Origin of the sequence: Methylophilus sp. TWE2, from assembly GCF_001183865.1 — a bacterium.
Classification (GTDB): Bacteria; Pseudomonadota; Gammaproteobacteria; order Burkholderiales; family Methylophilaceae; genus Methylophilus.
Genome location: NZ_CP012020.1, coordinates 2607397 through 2626005 on the forward strand (window position 1 = coordinate 2607397; position 18609 = coordinate 2626005).

Here is an 18609-nt window from a genome sequence, read left to right on the forward strand (position 1 = left end):
TATGGAAATGATAATGTTTCTCATTTAGGATGTCAACCTTTGTTTGCACCTTGCCGCTAATCTTTTGCAGATCGCAGCAAACTGCTTTGCACACAGGCAACAATCTTGACCAAATTAGCAAAGCCAGTTAATGTATAGGGTTCAACATTAATTAGCCAAAAAATCAAGGTTTTATGGACGCTTCTGCCCACTCCGCCACAGACACCCACGCCAAATCCATGACAGGTGCGGACATCGTTGTCTCTTGCCTGAATGAGGAAAAAGTCAAATTCGTCTTTGGCTATCCAGGTGGCGCGGTCTTGCACATTTACGACGCGCTCTATAAACAGAATGGCTTCAAGCATATTCTGGTGCGCCACGAACAGGCAGCCGTGCATGCGGCAGATGCCTACTCACGTGCAACCGGCGATGTCGGTGTTGCCCTGGTCACCAGCGGTCCAGGTGCGACCAATGCCGTCACCGGCATTGCCACTGCCTATATGGATTCGATTCCACTGGTGGTCATTAGCGGCCAGGTGCCAGTTCCAGCCATTGGCCTGGATGCGTTCCAGGAAGTGGACATGGTTGGCGTGACCCGCCCTTGCGTAAAACATAATTTCTTGGTCAAGCATGTCAAAGACATTGCGCCGACCATCAAGAAAGCGTTCTTTATCGCCAAGACAGGCCGTCCAGGTCCGGTAGTTGTAGATATTCCAAAAGATATCACGGCACACGTGGCTGACTTCATCTACCCGAAAACGGTAGAGATGCGTTCTTACAATCCGATTTTGAAAGGCCACAATGGCCAGATCAAGAAAGCGGTCAAACTGCTGCTAGGCGCAAAACGCCCGATGATCTACACCGGTGGCGGCCTGGTTTTGGGTAATGGTGCCGCTGAACTGGTCAAGCTGGCAAAAGCACTCAATTTCCCGGTCACCAATACCTTGATGGGTTTAGGCGGTTACCCGGCAACTGACAAACAGTTTGTGGGCATGCTGGGCATGCACGGCACTTATGAAGCCAACATGGCCATGCAACACTGTGATGTGCTGCTGGCGGTGGGCGCGCGCTTTGATGACCGAGTGATTGGCAACCCCAAACATTTTGGCGGCCAGAAACGCACCATCATTCATATTGATGTCGACCCCTCCAGCATTTCAAAACGCGTGAAGGTCGACGTGCCTATCGTGGGTGACGTTCAGTCCGTGCTGACGGACATGAATGAAATCCTGGCGCAGGAAGAAAACCAAACGACGGATACCGCTGACTGGTGGTCACAGATTAATGAATGGCGTGGTATCCAGTCACTGGATTACGTCTACTCAGACAGCGTGATCAAACCGCAATATGTGGTGCAGAAACTGTGGGAAGTGACCAAAGGTGAAGCCTATGTGACCTCAGACGTGGGCCAGCACCAGATGTGGGCCGCGCAATACTACAAATTCGACAAACCACGCCGCTGGATCAACTCTGGTGGCCTGGGCACCATGGGTGTTGGCTTGCCATACGCCATGGGCTGTCAGTTTGCCGACAAACATGCGCAGGTCGCCTGTATTACCGGCGAAGGCAGTATCCAGATGAACATTCAGGAACTGTCCACCTGTGCGCAATATGGCCTGCCGATCAAGGTCATTCTGTTGAACAACCGCTACCTGGGCATGGTGCGTCAGTGGCAGGAGTTCTTCTACGAGAACCGTTACTCCGAGTCGTACATGGACAGCCTGCCGGACTTCGTCAAACTGGCAGAGTCGTATGGCCACGTTGGCATGCGCATCACCAACCCGGCAGATGTAGAAGGCGCCCTCAAAGAGGCGTTTGATAGAAAAGACAAATTTGTATTTATGGACTTTTTAACCGACCAAACAGAAAACGTCTTCCCTATGGTTGAAAACGGCAAGGGCTTGTCAGAAATGGTACTAAGCCCAAGCACGGCCAGCCGCCTGAAAGGGGAAGAATAATGCGTCATATCATCTCGCTACTGATGGAAAACGAAGCAGGCGCGCTGTCACGCGTGGCGGGCCTGTTTTCTGCGCGCGGTTACAACATTGAATCACTCACGGTAGCCGTGACAGAAGATCCAACGCTGTCACGCATGACGATTGTCACGACAGGCTCCGATGATGTGATTGAACAGATTATCAAGCAACTCAACAAGTTGATTGACGTGGTCAAGGTGCTGGACCTCAACGATGGCAAGCACATTGAGCGCGAACTGATGCTGGTTAAGGTGAAAGCCACCGGCGTCCATAAAGACGAAATGAAGCGTATGTGCGACATTTTCCGCGGCCGTATTATCGATGTGGCCGACAATAGTTACACCATTGAGCTTACCGGCTCTTGCAGCAAACTGGATGCATTTATTGAAGCCATAGACCGCAGCGCGATTCTTGAAACCGTGCGCACCGGCGCGTCCGGCATCGGTCGTGGCGACCGTATCCTCAAGGTTTAATCGACATTATTTTTACAGACAAAAGCATTTGTATTGAAAGGCAAAAGCAGAGATGAACGTTTATTACGACAAGGACGCCGACTTAAGCATTATCAAGGGCAAAAAAGTAACTATCGTGGGTTATGGTTCCCAAGGTCATGCGCACGCAGCTAACCTGCGCGACAGCGGCGTAAACGTCACTATCGGTTTGCGTAAAGGCGGCGGCTCATGGGCCAAAGCCGAAGGCGCTGGCCACACGACTTTGGAAATCGCTGCAGCGGTTAAAGAAGCTGACGTCGTCATGGTATTGCTGCCAGACGAAACCATGGCAGAAATCTTCAATGCCGAAATCGCACCTAACCTGAAAAAAGGTGCTGCATTGGCATTCGCTCACGGCTTCAACATCCATTACAACCAGATCGTGCCACGCGCTGACCTGGATGTGATCATGATCGCACCTAAAGGCCCAGGCCACACTGTGCGTTCAGAGTACCTCAAAGGCGGCGGCGTTCCTTCACTGATCGCTGTGTACCAAAACACTTCCGGCAAGGCTAAAGACATTGCATTGTCTTACGCGGCAGCTAACGGCGGCACCAAAGGTGGCGTGATCGAGACTGACTTCCGTGAAGAAACTGAAACTGACTTGTTCGGCGAACAGGCTGTTCTGTGTGGTGGCGCGGTTGAACTGGTTAAAGCAGGTTTCGAAACTTTGGTTGAAGCTGGTTATGCGCCAGAAATGGCCTACTTCGAGTGCCTGCACGAACTGAAACTGATCGTTGACCTGATGTACGAAGGCGGTATCGCTAACATGAACTACTCCATCTCCAACAACGCGGAGTACGGTGAGTACGTGACAGGCCCACAAGTTATTAACAGCCAGTCAAAAGACGCGATGCGTCAGTGCTTGGCTAACATCCAGAACGGTAACTACGCGAAACAGTTCATCCTGGAAGGCCGTACCAACTACCCAGAAATGACTGCTCGCCGTCGTTTGAACGCAACTCACCCAATCGAGCAAGTGGGTAACAAACTGCGCGCCATGATGCCTTGGATCGCAAAAAACAAACTGGTTGATCAGTCTAAAAACTAATTGCCATGATCGCGGCCTGAGATCAGCCTGTGCTGATCTCGCCAACGATAAAAGCACAGGTAGGCTTGCCCTCCTGTGCTTTATTTTTTATGCTTTGCAAAAAGTCGCCCACAAAGGATATCCAGAGTGAAACTCGCCATTCTGTTGCAATACATCGCCCCCAAACAATTACTGACTACCGTGGCCGGAAAACTGGCACACTGGCCAGCTGGCCGTCTGACTACCGCCTTTATTGGCTGGTTTGTGAACAAATATCATGTCAATATGGAAGAAGCCCTCAACGGCGATATCAGCAGCTACCCAACATTTAACCTCTTCTTCACGCGCCCGCTCAAACCTGGCGCCAGGCCACTGGCAAACAATGCTTTTGTGTGCCCGGTGGATGGCGCCATCAGCCAGTTTGGAAAGATTGAAAACGGCCAGATTTTCCAGGCCAAAGGCCACCAATACACAGCACAAACACTGGTAGGCGGCGATGCGGCTTTAGCTGCAAATTTTGACAATGGCAGCTTCGCCTGCCTGTATCTCAGTCCCAAAGATTACCACCGTATCCATATGCCTTGCGACGGCAAGCTGTTGAGCATGACCTATGTGCCTGGTGATTTATTCTCAGTGAACCCACTCACGGCCGCCAATGTGCCCGGCCTGTTTGCGCGTAACGAACGCGTGGTCTGCACCTTTGAATCTCTCCACCATGGCAAGTTTGTCATGGTGCTGGTCGGCGCGACGATTGTCGGTAGCATGGCTACGGTTTGGCACGATGCCAAAGACCACATCATCAACCCGCCACGCCCCGGCAAAGTGGTGCATTGGGATTACAGTGACCGCAACATCAGCCTGAAGCAAGGCGAAGAAATGGGCCGCTTCCTGCTCGGCTCAACGGTGGTGATGCTGTTTGAAAAAGACGTACTCGCTTTTAATGATAGCTGGCATGCAGGCAAACCGATACGCCTTGGTGAAGCGATGGGGCGTTAGTTTGCTTGGCGTTAAACACCGCTTAACAAAAAGTCCATTGCAGCAATAATTTCCAGCCTCGCTTCGGCGAGGTTTTCTATTTCTTCGCCTAGTTCACGTTTGGCAATGCCTGCCAACTGAGGCGTCAACATCAGATACTGACTACCTTGAACGGTTAGCAATGGAGTCAGCCTGTTCATCGCACGATAACCAGCGTGGTTAGCGGCTGTTAATGGCACAACCACACAAGTTTGCAATGCACTCAATAAATCATTCTGTATATTCAGCAAATAAGGAAATTGATCGCTCGTCGCTGTGTTTTGATTGGCATACACACTAAACTGTGCCATCAGAACGTCCTCACGGTATCACCAAACACGCCATTCGCCTCGACCTGCTGGTTATAAACTTCAATGGCATGCTTGTTTTGTTCAAGCCAGGCTTGTTGCTTTTTTTTGACGACCAAAGCGGAAAGCGTTTCTTCAAATGCCGCAGACAAATTGATATCAAGCTCACGCGCCTGACGCAACAAATCGCTGTTCACACTCAGATTCGTGGCACGTTTTGGCGCTTGTGGATTGAATAACATGATCACTCCCCACTATTATTGATGCGCATAATATATGCGCATCAATAATGCATGTCAACCGGGCAAGCATTCATAGAAATACTTAAGCATTCAAACTCTTGCTCACAATTTCAAACACATCCCCAGACAAATTGGGCGTGGCTAGAATGGCTTCAAGTGCGGCTTTCATATGCGCCTGCAACTCAGGTGTGTAGCGCTTCCACTCACGCAAAGGCGTCACCATACGAGCAGCGATTTGTGGGTTGATGGTATTCAGCTCAATAATCACATCGCGCAAGAACGCATAGCCTTTTCCGCTCGCATCATGAAATTTCACCGGGTTGTTAATGGCAAAGGCTGAGTACAGCGAACGCACGCGGTTAGGATTCTTGATATTGAAATCCGGATGGCTGCGCAACATAGAGAGGTCATCAAAAATCTGCTCACGGTTGGCAATGGCCTGTAGCGAGAACCACTTATCCACTACCAGAGGATACTTTTCAAAGCGGGTATAAAAATCAGCAAAGACTTCTGCGCGTTGTGGCTGGCTGCTATCCGCCAGGCAGGCCAGCGCAGTCACGCGGTCTGTCATATTATCTGCGGCATCATAATGCGCTTTTGCACGCGTAGCACAACCGGTGCCATTGGTCACGGTGAGGATCTCCAGCACGGCATGCTGCAAGGCTCTGCGACCCATGGCTTCTGGCGTAATAGAGAAGCTGCCTGTGTTGCCGTTCGCGTCATATAACGCAGCCAGCGCGTCTTTATGCGCACTCTTAATTTGCTTGAGCACAGCCGTGCGTGCGGCATCGATTGCAGCCGGGGCAATCACCGGCAAATGCTGACCAATTACACCTATCATAGGTAAGCTTAATGCACGCGCCAGCAAGGCTTTATCGCCCTTGCCTGTCAGACCTTGTTGAATCAAAGTACCCACATCCGCAACAAACTGTGAAATGTCTGCTGCCGGGTTTTCCATCACACGCTGGATGGTCCGCAACGCTAAAGTCTGGCCTGCTTCCCACTTGTTAAAGCCGTCGGTGTCATGTACTTGTAGTAAACGCAAATCATCGTCGCTTAAATCGGTTTCGAGCTTCACTGGTGCTGAGAAACCACGCAAGATAGAAGGCACCGGTTTTGCGCTGATGCCATTGAAAGTGAACGTTTGTTCACGCGCAGTCACTTCCAGCACGCGGGTGGGCAGAATCTCTTTTCCACTCGCATCCAGCAAGCCTAACGCCACTGGAATATGCAGCGGCTGCTTGTCGGTTTGCCCTGGCGTATCCGGCTGAGACTGCTTAAAGGTGAGCCTATAGCTTTGCTGCGCGGCATCGTAATGACTGCTTACTTGCAGCGTGGGCGTTCCCGCCTGCTTATACCAGCGGAAGAACTGCGACATGTCACGGCCAGACGCATCCGCCATACATTGCACAAAATCATCGCAAGTCACGGCATGGCCATCATAGCGGTCAAAATACAAATCGGTGGCTTTGCGGAAAGTCTCAGCACCCAGCAAAGTGTGCTGCATGCGGATCAGTTCAGCGCCTTTGTCGTAAATAGTCTTGGTGTAAAAATTACTGATCTCGATAAACTGATCAGGCTGCACCGAGTGCGCCAGCGGGCTGCCATCTTCAGGGAACTGCAAACGGCGCAAGCCATTCACATCGTCAATGCGCAACACTGCCCGTGAGTTCAAATCGGCGCTGAACTCCTGGTCGCGGAACACGGTAAACCCTTCTTTGAGTGAGAGCTGGAACCAGTCACGGCAGGTCACGCGGTTACCGGTCCAGTTGTGGAAATACTCGTGGCCGATCACGCCTTCCACACTCATAAAATCGCTGTCAGTCGCGGTTTCCTGATGCGCCAGCACCAGCGCAGTGTTAAAGACATTGAGCGAAGTGTTTTCCATCGCGCCCATATTAAAGTCGCTCACCGCCACAATATTGAACAGCTCCAGCTGATACTCGCGGCCATACACCTCTTCATCCCACTTCATTGCCTTTTTCAGCGACTCCATGGCATGACTGCATTGGCTCTCATCCCCTGCCCGCACATAAATATGCAAGTCCACCTTGCGGCCCGTCATGGTGGTAAACGTATCCGCCACGCGCACCAAGTCACCCGCCACCAGCGCAAACAGGTAGCAAGGTTTAGGAAACGGATCATGCCAGACACGGTAATGCCTGCCATCCGGCAAACTGCCTTCATCCTGCAAATTGCCGTTCGACAACATCACCGGATACGCCTTGGCATCCGCCTCAATGCGCACGGTAAACACGCTCAAAACATCCGGCCTATCCTGGTAATAAGTGATGCGTCTGAAGCCTTCAGCCTCGCACTGCGTGCAATAGGTGCCTTGTGATTGATACAACCCCTCCAGCGCCGTATTCGCCTCAGGGTTGATTTCACTGACAATCGTCAGCGTAAACTCATCCCCAGGGTTGAGGATGGTCATTTGTCCATCCGCCACGGTGTAGCCATCAAACGGCTTACCATTCAAAGCAACGGAAATGATGGTTTGATCTTCGCCATCCAGCACCAAATCATGCGAAGCCCCCGCCGGATTTTTCACATACTTCACTTCAGACGTGACAATCGTTTTGCCAGGCAACAGGTTAAAACTCAAATTCACCTGCTGCGCCAGGTAGGGCGCAGGTGTGTAGTCTTTAAGGTAGATAGTTTTTGGTGCAACAGCGTTTTCAGTTCGCATGGATTTACCTGAGAGTTTTTAGAGTTAAGTAAGGATTATATTTGAGAGTTGTCGTTCTGAAATTGGTTTAATCATTCTTTCACCACAAAGCCTTATCACATGTTAAATTAATCATGAAAATCAATGGCATTGATATGTGTAACGCGACACACTACACTCATTAAAAATGATCAAATCATTTAAACACAAAGGTTTAAAACAGTTCTTTGAGACTGGCAGTAAAGCGGGCATTCAACCACATCATGCTCAAAGACTAAGTCGGCAACTGCTACGCCTCAATGTTGCGAAAAACCCTAACGACATGAATGTGCCCGGCTGGCGATTACATGCTTTGGAAGGAGAGCTTTCTCAACATTTTTCAATCGTAGTGAATGGCAATTAGAGAATGACCTTTATGTTTGAAGGCGAAGATGTGATTTTGGTCGATTATCAAGATTACCATTGAAAGAAAACTTATGAACCCAATGCATAATCCACCCCATCCGGGTGAAACACTACGTGACGATATATTGCCCGCACTCGGCCTATCTGTAACCGAAGCCGCCGAGCAATTAGGGGTAGCCCGCCCGACCTTATCCAAAGTGTTAAATGGTCGCGCTGCCATTTCCCCGGAAATGGCCATACGCCTTGAAAAATGGCTAGGCGTTGAAAATGGTGGGCGAGCTGATATTTGGTTGGCGGAACAAACAGCCTATGACCTCTGGCAAGCAAGAGAAAAGGTCAGTGTTCAGGTAAAGCCGCTGAAGGATGTTTTACTCGCAAAATAGAGTTTTGCTGGTGGTTTTACTTGCATATGATGAGATGTGGTGCCGAATATGGCGATATGATTATTTGCGTTTAAGCACAGAAGGATGCTTCCTTTTTTGCTTGTACTATTTTGCAAGACATAACCCTCAAAAACCATCAGTGATATTGAGCACTTAGAGAAAATAAAATCACTATGAACGCGCCCTTTAATCCAGCCGACAGAACTTACCATGTCAGTGAAGAACGCTTGCGTGCCTTTATGGCATTAACCCCATTACAGCGTCTGCAATGGGTCGAGCAGGTGGCTTATTTTTTGCGTTTGGCTAAATCTTCAAAAGCGCATGAAGTGCCACAGGTTGACTACTAAAGGAGGGCTCTCTTATCGCCCCCAAGAAAAATAGGCGAGTCCAGTTTAAATTACACTTGCCCAATTGATTCAGTTCGCTTAGGTCGCAACCTCAAGCTCATCCACAACGCCATCGTTTACAACAAATTCAGAGACAGGATGGCCGCTCTCATACAGTAATGCTGCATTCGCTTCAGTGGCTGGCACCGTGATGCGAGAATTATTAATCATAAAAACGGTAAAGTACTTATTCGCGTTTTTATCAAAATGCTCCCACACCGAAAAAACATCCTCAAGATACAGGCCATTAATCTCCAGTCCATCCAACTTCAAATCAGTTTTATTAAAATTGTTCATTGCAATTACTTCGGAAATTTATCAACAGTAACTAGATTGAATACCTGCCAGCCTGCTTAGTTCCGCGAAATATCCTTGGTTCTGGTGTGTGACACCGCCTTTAATATACCGATCCCGGTGAGAATCACAGAAGCAATCACGATGTACAAATGTGGCACGCCAGCCTCGACTAACGCCCATGCAATCCCGCCAATCAAAATTGCAAAACCTAAAAGATACAAAGCGAACGATGACATACAGCCTCCTCATTTAATTTAAATTTTTAGTACTTATATGATAATTTTTGAGAACGGAGGTGGTATCAGACAGTTGCGGGAAATCGTGTAGGAAAAGTGGAAGTTTGTTAAACCATACTGAAATAATCAATTTGATTCAGAAAAATCAGCTTGTTAACATAGGTAAGCTCGATGAATCAAAACCAACAAATAAATCCAACTACTTAAAGCAAACTAATCTTTAAGTAACCTTAAAGGGGATGAGTTATGTATATCAAAGAATTGGCAATTTCAAACTTCAAAAGTTTTAATGCTCCCGCTTCAACTATTGCCTTTAATGTTCCTGATGGCCAAACACTAGGTAGCGGTTTAAATATATTTGTCGGAGAAAACAATACAGGCAAATCTACAGCTTTTGAAGCTGTCGATTTTGTGCGAAATAGCACAAAGAAAAGTATTGAGGCTATCAGAAATACTAGTAACCCAAATTCAGATGTTTATGTAGAAATAACATTCACTGGCGAAATCGAACAAACAATAGACGGGTTTTCACAAGAAAATAAGAAAGCCGTTTTTAAAAGTTATATCTATAAAAATCAAAACCAAGAAAACCTATTCAAGATTCGCAGGGATTCATCAGAGATAAGTAGGTTAAAACTATGGAATAACAATACTGGCGGCTTTATAAACGAAGCTGGTATTGATGCTCCTGTAAAAAAACTTTTTGAGACAAACTTTATTTGGGCCGATACAAACCCAAGCGACGAAGTTGCTTTTGGAGCCACTACAATTTGTGGAAATCTATTAAAGGAAATTGCAACGGGTTTTACTCAAACCGTTGACTATGCAAATTATCAAACTGCATTTAATCAAGCCTTTAATGACCCCGCTTCTGGCTTAAGAGCGCAATTACAAGTCATTGAACAGCGTGTCCAGCAGATATTTACACAGCAATTTGGCAGTGCATCAATTAGCTTTCATTTTGATGAGCTAAAAATAGATTCATTCTTCAAAAACACAACAATTGTTGTTAATGATGGCGTTGAAACGCCAATGCAAGAAAAGGGCAATGGCATGCAGAGAGCTGTTGCCCTTGCATTGCTCCAGGTTTATGCGGAAGAACTAATTAAGCATCCCGATGATGCAGCTCTTGAGAAACCTTTTTATCTATTTGTTGATGAGCCGGAATTATGTCAGCACCCTAAGGCACAAGAAAGACTTCTAGGAGCACTTTTAGAGATTTCAAAAACCAAACAAGTTTTCGTCACTACACACTCACCATACTTCTTATCCACTCCATACTTGAGAAGTTGTGGTCTACATATATTTAGCAAAAATGGAAATAACTCGGTAACCACACTAGCAAACTTAAATCCTATCCTTCCATGGAGCCCAACCTGGGGAGAAATTAATTACAAGGCATATAAATTACCTACAGTTGAATTTCATAATGAGCTTTATGGTCATCTTCAAGAAAAGAACAATGCTTATTCGGAGAGCACCTTCGAACAATGGATAATGGGGCAAGGAATTGTGCAAAGTAAGACTTGGATTCAAGAAAAAAATGGGACGGCTCAAAAACCTAGAAATGTAAGTCTACAAACTTTCATCAGAAACAAAATTCATCATCCAGAAAATGTCACAATGCAAGCATATGCCTATACAAGTGCTGAATTACAACAATCAATAAATGAAATGATAAGCCTCGTCTAGGCCTCATAGTTTACAAGTTACCTTGCCAAAAGCCTCATCACTGAGAGGCGTTTTTTCATTATTCTGCGAGCGTTTTTGCATCTAATTTACCCGCTTTAAGCTGCGCGATAGACTCGGTCAAATGTGCGGCGTTGGCTGGGCTTTGTAGCAGGTGCAAGGTTTCCATCAAGCTGTTGTAATGATCCAGCGACATCACCACTGCATTGTCGGCATCACGGCGGTTGATGATGGTGACATCGACATCGTTGACCACTTGATCAAGCACGGTTTTGAGGGATTTGCGTGCTACTGAATAACTGATGACGCGCATAGCTCCTCCAACTTGTTTTGCTAATTGTATAAGCATATGTTTACTCTATGTGGTTTTCAAATCACTGTCATCAAACCATCAGCAGATTAACAACCAATCTTAAACATGCATGATCAAGCATATTTGGTGCTCAAAACTTTGATCGCTAGCGTTTTAAACTGGAGAGCACCGTGATGGTGTTAGGCTTTTAAAAGCAATCAAAAACACTGGTGTTGTTTTGCCAGACCTTAACTCCGAGGACTCCAATTGATGTTTACCCCCTAAACGAGGGGTCGACAAGTTTTTGCAACAGAATACTATTAGGTGGTGTTGGTATAAAGCGACGGCATCGTTGCATTAATAATATTAATTTCCGAGGAGTATCTAAATGCACACTAAAAGCTTGCTTGCGTTATTGTTTGCGATGGTTTTTGTGAACACGGCAAACGCTACAGTCAATCTGATTAAAAACGGAGATGCTGAAACAGGTTTAGGGGGCAACTCGCAAGTGGTGGTAGTGCCAAACTGGCAGGATTTAACTGGTAACTTTACCGTCATTAAATATGATATTGGCGGCGGCTATTTGGCATCTGGTGATCCTGGGCCTATTGATCGTGGTTTAAATTACTTTAGCGGTGGTACTAATAACTTGTACTCTTCGGCATATCAAGTAACCGACATTCTTGATAATGCGGGTAATGCTGGATTTTATGCTTCTGGCTATTTTGGTGGGTTTGCAGGTCAAACGGATTACTCCCAACTTACCATTCAATTCTTGGATGTGAATGCATCTGTTATTTCTTTTGTCACCTTTGGTTCAACAATGCCTAGTGAGCGTGGAGGCGTGACGGGACTGCTATTTAAAGAGATCTCAGGCGTCACGCCAGTGGGTACAACTCAAATTGCATTTAAACTTGAAATGCAACGCGAGCAGGGTTCTGCTAATGATGGCTATGCAGATAATTTATTCTTCTCGATTACGCCCGTGCCTGAGGCAAATACAGTCTCGATGCTTTTGGTAGGTTTAGGCTTGCTTGGGTTGATGGCCAAACGTAAGAAACAAGATATTTAGGGTACTAAAAAAAACTGTCATCACTTGCGCCCGCAGATGGCGGGCCACCCTAGCGCTGGCTATTTACCGCTTTAAAATCGCTTAGGTTTTGGCAGCGCGGCTTTGGCTTCTGCCAGCCGCATTTGTTTTTTGGCTTCATCCTCACGCACGGCGTCTATCACGCGTACCACGCTTTTTAAATCTACTGGTTTGTCGTCTTGTTTGAATTTGCCAGTCAGCACCGTTTCTGGTGTGAGTGCGCCTTTTGCGTAGAGCGCCCAAATTTCTTTGCCATATTGTGTGGTTAGCAGCTCGGGCGCAAATTGACCAAAAAAATCGGCCAAATTGCCCACATCGCGTTCTAGCATGCTCATGGCGTGGTTGTTGCCTGCGGCATCGACGGCTTGAGGTAAGTCGATGATGATGGGGCCATGGGCACTGAGCAGGATATTGAATTCTGAAAGGTCGCCATGGACGATGCCAGCGCATAGCATGCGCACAACTTCTTTAAGCAGCGATTGGTGGTGCTGGCGGGCTTCTTCTGCGGTGAATACCACATCGTTGAGCCTGGGTGCGGCATTGCCTTCGGCGTCGGTGACTAAATCCATAATCAACACCCCTTCGTAAAATTGATAAGGGGTAGGCACGCTGACACCTGCGGCGGCTAGCCGATACAAGGCATCGACCTCTGCGCTTTGCCAGGCTTCTTCTTGTGCCTGTTTGCCGTATTTTGAGCCTTTGGCCATGGCGCGCGCCTGACGGCTGCTTTTGACTTTGCGGCCTTCGGTGTAATCGACACTTTGACGGAAACTGCGTTTGTTGGCTTCTTTATACACTTTGGCGCAGCGAATTTCTTCACCACAGCGCACCACGTACACCGTGGCTTCTTTGCCGCTCATCAATTGGCGCATGACCTCATCTACCACGCCATCTTCAAGCAGCGGCTCTAATCTTTTTGGAGTTTTCATCGTACGGGCTATTAATAATTGTGGTCAGACTACCATTAAACGAGAGGAGATGGGGGTTTCAAATCACAGTCATCAAAGATGAAAAAGGCCGCGTTGATTGAGCGGCCTGGACAAACTTCAGTCTAGTGAAGAATGAAAACTATGCTTTTTTCACAAACTCCGACTTCAGCTTCATTGCGCCAAAGCCATCAATCTTGCAGTCGATATCATGATCACCATCGACCAGGCGGATGTTTTTCACTTTAGTACCTACCTTGACCACTGACGAAGAACCTTTGACTTTCAGGTCTTTAATCACGGTGATGGTATCGCCGTCTTGCAGCACGTTGCCGTTGGCATCGCGCACCACTTTCACCTCTTCTGTATCCGTTGCGGCGACCTTGCTCCATTCGTGGGCACATTCGGGGCAGACGTAGTTGTCACCATCTTCGTAGGTGTATTCGGATTGGCATTTTGGGCAGGCGGGTAATGACATAAAAACTTTCTTGGGTGCAATCAATAAAACCATATATTTTACAGGGTTATTATTGAATACCCTAGTTCACTTGTCGTGCAAAGCAATTGGCTGACGGTATGCATAAAAAGCCCCTTTAATACAAGATAGTTTTAGTGATCATTGACTGTATCGACTTACCTTCAAAATTGAGTCCGCATAATCTTTTTCAACTTGGCGGATAGCAAACAGTCCACCACAGGTTTTTCCTGAGGTTTCTATCGCCGCCCCCAAAGCGCCAAAGAGGAGCGCTGGCGCTATTGCATCATCTCTAATATTGACCTCAAAGAAATACTCAGTATCTGGTAGAAGATCCAAACCCAGTTCACAAGCACCAGGATGATCAGGCAAGTCAGCACTAAGGATATGTTTACCAGTTGTGGTTTGAAGAGAAATAAATCCATCTATGTCCACGCCACCAACCTTCTGTCCATTCAGCTTGATGCGAGCTGATCTTGCCTTGGCGGTATAGTCAAAATGTTGCCTAAATATTGTTAGTTTCGCTTTGTCGGGGGAGCTAGGATGCTGAAGCTGATAATCCGCGTATAACGGTCCAGTTGCTGGCGTTGCACAGGCACCTAGCAGTGCGGAGATCAACACTATAAAGAGTGAATGGCGAGGCATGATTTACTTTCTTTTTTGTTTTATCAAAAGTGGCAAAGTAGATTTTAAAGTAGAGCTTTGATAAATAGATTCCACTTATAAAAAAACCGCTTCACTAGGAAGCGGTTTTTGATGCAGCGATTGTTCTAAATTACAGAACAGATTTCACTGTGTTCACTACGTTCTCTACTGTGAAACCGAAGTGTTTGAACAGTGCGCCGCCTGGTGCGGATTCGCCGAAGGTATCGATACCCACAACTGCACCTTCAATGCCTACATACTTACGCCAGAAATCTGGGTGAGCAGCTTCAACAGCCACGCGTTTAACGCCTGGAGTCAATACGCTGTCTTTGTAAGCTTGGTCTTGACGGTCGAATACGTTGGTGGATGGCATGGAAACCACACGCACTTTAGTACCCGCAGCGTTCAATTCAGCAGCCGCTTGAATCGCCAGATCCAACTCGGAACCGTTAGCAATGATGATCACATCAGCCTTGCCAGCTACGTCTGAGAATACATAGCCACCCTTGCGGATCAGGTCGAAGTCTTTAGCATCGTGTTTGATGCCTGGCACCGCTTGACGGCTCAATACCAAGCTGGTTGGGCCTTCAGTGCGCTCTACGGCAGCAACCCATGCAACGGTTGTTTCTGTAGAGTCAGCTGGACGCCATACATCCATACGAGGAATCATACGCAGACCAGAGGTGTTTTCAACTGGTTGGTGTGTAGGACCATCTTCACCTTGACCGATAGAGTCATGGGTCAGCACGTAGATCACACGTTGATGCATCAACGCAGACATACGCATGCCGTTTTTCATGTAGTCAGAGAACATGTGGAATGTACCGCCGTATGGCAAAAAGCCACCGTGCAATGCCATACCGTTCATGATGGCAGCCATACCGAATTCACGTACACCGTAAGAGATGTAGTTGCCTGGCTCTTTACCGCTCACGTGTTTGAAGTCTTTAGAAGCTGTCAGGTTAGAACCTGTCAGGTCAGCTGAACCGCCCAGGAACTCTGGCAAGATTGGCGCCAAAGCAGTAATTGCTTTTTGTGAAGCCTGACGAGTAGCCAATTTCTCAGCTTTTTCGTTAGTTTCAGCGATGATGGCGTCAGTCAGTGATTTCCAGTTAGCTGGCAATTCACCGGCCATACGGCGTTTGAATTCTGCAGCTTCTGCTGGGTAGGCTTTAGCGTAAGCGTCAAACTTGGCGTTCCAGTCAGCTTCGCGTTTTGCGCCTTTGTCTTTCTGGTTCCAGCCTTCGTATACGTCAGCAGGAATTTCGAATGGTGCGTGTGGCCAGCCGATGGCTTCACGGGTGGCAGCTACTTCAGCTTCGCCCAATGCAGAACCGTGGCAGTCGTGTGAACCGCACTTGTTTGGTGAACCTTTACCGATGATAGTTTTGCAGCAGATCAGTGATGGTTTGTCAGTCACTGATTTAGCTTCGTCGATGGCTTTTTGAATCGCAGCCTGGTCGTGACCATCTACTGAAACAACGTGCCAGCCGTAAGCTTTAAAGCGGCCTGCGGTGTCGTCTGTGTACCAGCCTTCGATGTGGCCGTCGATAGAAATACCGTTGTCATCCCAGAAAGCGATCAGTTTGCCCAGGCCCCATGTACCAGCCAGAGCACAAGCTTCGTGAGAAACGCCTTCCATCATACAGCCGTCGCCCAGGAACACGTATGTGTAGTGGTCAACGATGTCGTGGCCTGGCTTGTTGAATTGGCTAGCCAGCAATTTTTCTGCCATGGCAAAACCAACGCCGTTTGCAATACCCTGGCCCAATGGACCGGTGGTTGTTTCAACGCCAGGTGCGTAGCCGTACTCTGGGTGACCAGCGCAACGGGAGTGCAGTTGACGGAAAGACTTGATGTCGTCCATGGTCACATCGTAACCAGTCAGGTGCAGCAAGGAGTAAATCAGCATTGAGCCATGGCCGTTGGACAATACGAAACGGTCACGGTTAGCCCATTGTGGGTTGTTTGGGTTGTGGCTCAGATTGTGGTTCCACAATACTTCAGCAATTTCAGCCATGCCCATAGGTGCGCCTGGGTGGCCGGAGTTTGCTTTTTGTACAGCGTCCATGCTCAGAGCACGGATGGCGTTGCACAAGTCGACACGAGTTGCCATTGTTTTCTCCCTAGAGTGAAAGTGAGCGGTCTTACATAAAATGCTGCAAAACCTTGATTGAATTCTTTAAAAAGGCCGAAAAACCCGCCTTTTACGGAAAGGCTAGATTATTCACTAGAACCCGGTTTTCTTCAAGCGTTAATCGCCTTTTTATGGAGGTGGTTTTGCCATGGCTGGCCCACGAAAACCTTGCTTTTGCGGCAGCAAAGGTAGCATTGAACACAAGTTTGCCCTACCATGTAAAGACATTGATAGCAAAGGATTAAAGATGTCTGACGATAGAATCATTATGCGCGTGGGTGAAGCCTTGGTGGCAGGTGGCCCGCCGGGAACGGCAGCAGAACCCGAAGTAGCGATTGGCGAAATGAATGGCCCCATGGGCACCGCATTTGCGAACCTGCTGGGCGACCAGGTAAAAGGTCATACCCGTGTGCTGGCGATTATGAATACCGACATCATGGTGCGCCCGGCGACCTTGATGGTGAGCAAGGTCACCGTGAAAGACCCGCGTTATACCAATATCTTGATGGGCACCGTACAAGGTGCGATTGCCAACGGCGTGCTGGATGCGGTGCGTAGCGGCGACATCCCTAAAGAAAAAGCCAATGACCTGGGCATTATTGTTTCAGTCTGGCTGAGCCCGGCGATTCTGGAACAGGAAAAGATCGACCACAAGGCGCTGTTTGATATTCACCGTGAGGCCACCTTCAAGGCGATCCAGAAAGCACTGCGCAACGAGCCCAGCATAGACTGGCTGTTAGAGAATCAAGAGAAGATTGTGCATAAATATTACCAGATGGGCCTAGATAACAAGATTTAGAGCATAATAAGATTTAGAGCATGGCAAAATTTAGCCGTCAATGACGGCTTTGATGCCAATAAAAAAGGATGCCTGAGCATCCTTTTTTATTGGCGGCCTCGTTACCCCTTTAGTGCAGCGATCACTGCCTCAATCGCTTTGCAGTTACCACGTGAATCATTAAAGTTGAGCAATGGTGCCTTGCCGTAGCGTACGCAATCACCAAAGTACTCAATCTCTAAATTGAAATGGTTCGCCTTGGGCAATACAATGGTTTCCGACTTGCCACCGGCCTCCCAGCTGATGACAGGATCATCGCCAGGATAAGCCCACATATTGTGGCATTTAATCCAGCCTTTATCGCCAATGAGTTCGTACTCGGCTTTGCGGCCACGCTCAAAGCTGACATCAAAATGGCCGAAACGCGCGCGGCCTTGTGCATCCGGGCCAAAATCGAGTACACCACTGGCGACGACATCGGCCCCGTGCTCATTGAGTTTGCCATAGGCAACGACATTGACCGGCTCGGCGGGCGCATCGCCCCCGCCAAAACACCAGCGCAAGGCGTGAATCGCATAAGGCCCAATATCCCACATCGCACCGCCGCCATGCGCCATATTGCGGTTAATACGGTACATACGGGCAGGCGCCATCAAAAACGAAAAACTGGCACGACAAGAAAGTACATCACCAATCAGGCCACTATCAACGAGCTCCTTGACTTTGGCATGTTGCGGATGGAAGCGGTACATAAAGCCTTCCATCACGGTGACGCCTTTGGTTTTAGCGGCTGATTCAATGGTATCAATATCAGCCAGGCGCGTGGTCATGGGTTTTTCAATCAGCACATGTTTACCAGCCTGGATAGCCTTAAGCGCCCATTCGGCATGCTCTTCATTGGCCATGGGGCAATAGACAGCTTCAACATTGCTGTCTGTGAGCAGGCTGTCCATATCGTCATAACAACTAACGCCACCCGCATTGGGTGCGTATTTATCCAGCGTGGCCTTGGCGGCGCCCGGGCGGCGGCTGGCGATGGCGACCAGTTGTGAGTTACAGGCCTCTACAATCGCAGGTAGCAAGCGCTCATTCACACGCGCAGCACCGAGAATGCCCCATTTTAGTTTTGTCGTCATGATGCTCTTCCCATGTTTGAATTTGG

At 48.1% G+C, this 18609-nt stretch carries 21 protein-coding genes; 10 read left to right on the forward strand and 11 right to left on the reverse strand.

The genetic code is table 11. The annotated features are described in order from the left end of the window. Positions 1-173 precede the first annotated feature (173 nt). The 4 genes from ilvB to asd all read left to right on the forward strand — a co-directional run bounded on the left by ilvB (position 174) and on the right by asd (position 4472). Entirely contained in the window at positions 174-1937 is a 1764-nt protein-coding gene (gene ilvB / locus ACJ67_RS12270; RefSeq protein ID WP_049639315.1) for a biosynthetic-type acetolactate synthase large subunit, read from the forward strand. Then, entirely contained in the window at positions 1937-2428 is a 492-nt protein-coding gene (gene ilvN, locus ACJ67_RS12275; RefSeq protein WP_018987330.1) for an acetolactate synthase small subunit, read from the forward strand. The genes ilvB and ilvN overlap by 1 nt, the downstream gene beginning before the upstream one ends. 52 nt (positions 2429-2480) lie before the next feature. Further along, positions 2481-3497, forward strand: coding sequence for a ketol-acid reductoisomerase (ilvC, locus tag ACJ67_RS12280; RefSeq protein ID WP_049639316.1), 1017 nt, complete (start codon positions 2481-2483; stop codon positions 3495-3497). Between the two features lie 126 nt (positions 3498-3623). Next, positions 3624-4472, forward strand: a complete 849-nt coding sequence (gene asd, locus ACJ67_RS12285; protein ID WP_049639317.1) for an archaetidylserine decarboxylase — start codon at positions 3624-3626, stop codon at positions 4470-4472. Between the two features lie 11 nt (positions 4473-4483). Here the strand turns inward: asd and ACJ67_RS12290 are convergent, their stop codons facing one another. From ACJ67_RS12290 to pepN, 3 genes are all read right to left on the reverse strand, one after another. Further along, positions 4484-4801: a CcdB family protein gene (locus ACJ67_RS12290; RefSeq protein ID WP_049639318.1), complete on the reverse strand. Its 318-nt coding sequence runs from the start codon at positions 4799-4801 to the stop codon at positions 4484-4486. Further along, positions 4801-5040, reverse strand: a complete 240-nt coding sequence (locus ACJ67_RS12295; RefSeq protein WP_049639319.1) for a type II toxin-antitoxin system CcdA family antitoxin — start codon at positions 5038-5040, stop codon at positions 4801-4803. The genes ACJ67_RS12290 and ACJ67_RS12295 overlap by 1 nt, the downstream gene beginning before the upstream one ends. 82 nt (positions 5041-5122) lie before the next feature. Continuing rightward, positions 5123-7729, reverse strand: coding sequence for an aminopeptidase N (pepN, locus tag ACJ67_RS12300; protein ID WP_049639320.1), 2607 nt, complete (start codon positions 7727-7729; stop codon positions 5123-5125). A gap of 166 nt (positions 7730-7895) precedes the next feature. On the opposite strand from pepN, the gene ACJ67_RS12305 reads away from it, so the two are divergent. The 3 genes from ACJ67_RS12305 to ACJ67_RS14860 all read left to right on the forward strand — a co-directional run bounded on the left by ACJ67_RS12305 (position 7896) and on the right by ACJ67_RS14860 (position 8843). Next, the gene (locus tag ACJ67_RS12305) at positions 7896-8111 is read left to right on the forward strand and encodes a type II toxin-antitoxin system RelE/ParE family toxin (protein WP_369799082.1); all 216 of its coding nucleotides are present in this window, start codon (positions 7896-7898) and stop codon (positions 8109-8111) included. A 73-nt stretch (positions 8112-8184) separates the two neighbouring features. After that, positions 8185-8496: a HigA family addiction module antitoxin gene (locus ACJ67_RS12310; RefSeq protein ID WP_049639321.1), complete on the forward strand. Its 312-nt coding sequence runs from the start codon at positions 8185-8187 to the stop codon at positions 8494-8496. Positions 8497-8669: 173 nt separating this feature from the next. Beyond that, positions 8670-8843 carry a hypothetical protein gene (locus ACJ67_RS14860; RefSeq protein WP_156171681.1) on the forward strand — a complete coding sequence of 58 codons (174 nt, stop codon included), beginning with the start codon at positions 8670-8672 and terminating at the stop codon, positions 8841-8843. A gap of 78 nt (positions 8844-8921) precedes the next feature. Here the strand turns inward: ACJ67_RS14860 and ACJ67_RS12315 are convergent, their stop codons facing one another. Together ACJ67_RS12315 and ACJ67_RS12320 are read right to left on the reverse strand one after the other, a co-directional pair. Further along, a complete protein-coding gene (locus ACJ67_RS12315; protein WP_049639322.1) occupies positions 8922-9179 on the reverse strand; it encodes a hypothetical protein in 258 nt (85 codons plus the stop codon). A 56-nt stretch (positions 9180-9235) separates the two neighbouring features. After that, positions 9236-9415 (reverse strand): hypothetical protein, encoded by a 180-nt coding sequence (locus ACJ67_RS12320; protein ID WP_049639323.1) that lies wholly within the window; start codon positions 9413-9415, stop codon positions 9236-9238. Between the two features lie 246 nt (positions 9416-9661). Here ACJ67_RS12320 and ACJ67_RS12325 point away from each other — a divergent pair, with 246 nt between their 5' ends. Next, positions 9662-11107: an ATP-dependent endonuclease gene (locus ACJ67_RS12325; RefSeq protein WP_049639324.1), complete on the forward strand. Its 1446-nt coding sequence runs from the start codon at positions 9662-9664 to the stop codon at positions 11105-11107. A 58-nt stretch (positions 11108-11165) separates the two neighbouring features. Here the strand turns inward: ACJ67_RS12325 and ACJ67_RS12330 are convergent, their stop codons facing one another. Next, positions 11166-11417: a type II toxin-antitoxin system Phd/YefM family antitoxin gene (locus ACJ67_RS12330; protein ID WP_049639325.1), complete on the reverse strand. Its 252-nt coding sequence runs from the start codon at positions 11415-11417 to the stop codon at positions 11166-11168. 367 nt (positions 11418-11784) lie between these two features. Here ACJ67_RS12330 and ACJ67_RS12335 point away from each other — a divergent pair, with 367 nt between their 5' ends. After that, a complete protein-coding gene (locus tag ACJ67_RS12335) occupies positions 11785-12468 on the forward strand; it encodes a PEP-CTERM sorting domain-containing protein (RefSeq protein ID WP_049639326.1) in 684 nt (227 codons plus the stop codon). A 71-nt stretch (positions 12469-12539) separates the two neighbouring features. On the opposite strand, the gene ACJ67_RS12340 is transcribed toward ACJ67_RS12335, so the two are convergent. The 4 genes from ACJ67_RS12340 to tkt form a co-directional block, all read right to left on the reverse strand. Next, on the reverse strand, positions 12540-13415 hold the full coding sequence (locus tag ACJ67_RS12340) for a PA4780 family RIO1-like protein kinase (protein WP_049639327.1): 876 nt from the start codon (positions 13413-13415) through the stop codon (positions 12540-12542). 139 nt (positions 13416-13554) lie between these two features. Continuing rightward, positions 13555-13890: a zinc ribbon domain-containing protein YjdM gene (locus ACJ67_RS12345; RefSeq protein ID WP_049639328.1), complete on the reverse strand. Its 336-nt coding sequence runs from the start codon at positions 13888-13890 to the stop codon at positions 13555-13557. Between the two features lie 138 nt (positions 13891-14028). After that, complete coding sequence (locus tag ACJ67_RS12350; RefSeq protein WP_049639329.1) at positions 14029-14532, reverse strand: hypothetical protein; 504 nt, start codon at positions 14530-14532, stop codon at positions 14029-14031. Positions 14533-14662: 130 nt separating this feature from the next. Then, on the reverse strand, positions 14663-16648 hold the full coding sequence (gene tkt / locus ACJ67_RS12355; protein ID WP_049639330.1) for a transketolase: 1986 nt from the start codon (positions 16646-16648) through the stop codon (positions 14663-14665). A 268-nt stretch (positions 16649-16916) separates the two neighbouring features. Between tkt and fae the strand changes: the two genes are divergently transcribed. Further along, positions 16917-17468, forward strand: a complete 552-nt coding sequence (gene fae, locus ACJ67_RS12360) for a formaldehyde-activating enzyme (RefSeq protein WP_049639931.1) — start codon at positions 16917-16919, stop codon at positions 17466-17468. A gap of 101 nt (positions 17469-17569) precedes the next feature. On the opposite strand, the gene ACJ67_RS12365 is transcribed toward fae, so the two are convergent. Beyond that, positions 17570-18583: a Gfo/Idh/MocA family protein gene (locus ACJ67_RS12365; RefSeq protein ID WP_049639331.1), complete on the reverse strand. Its 1014-nt coding sequence runs from the start codon at positions 18581-18583 to the stop codon at positions 17570-17572. Positions 18584-18609 lie beyond the last annotated feature (26 nt).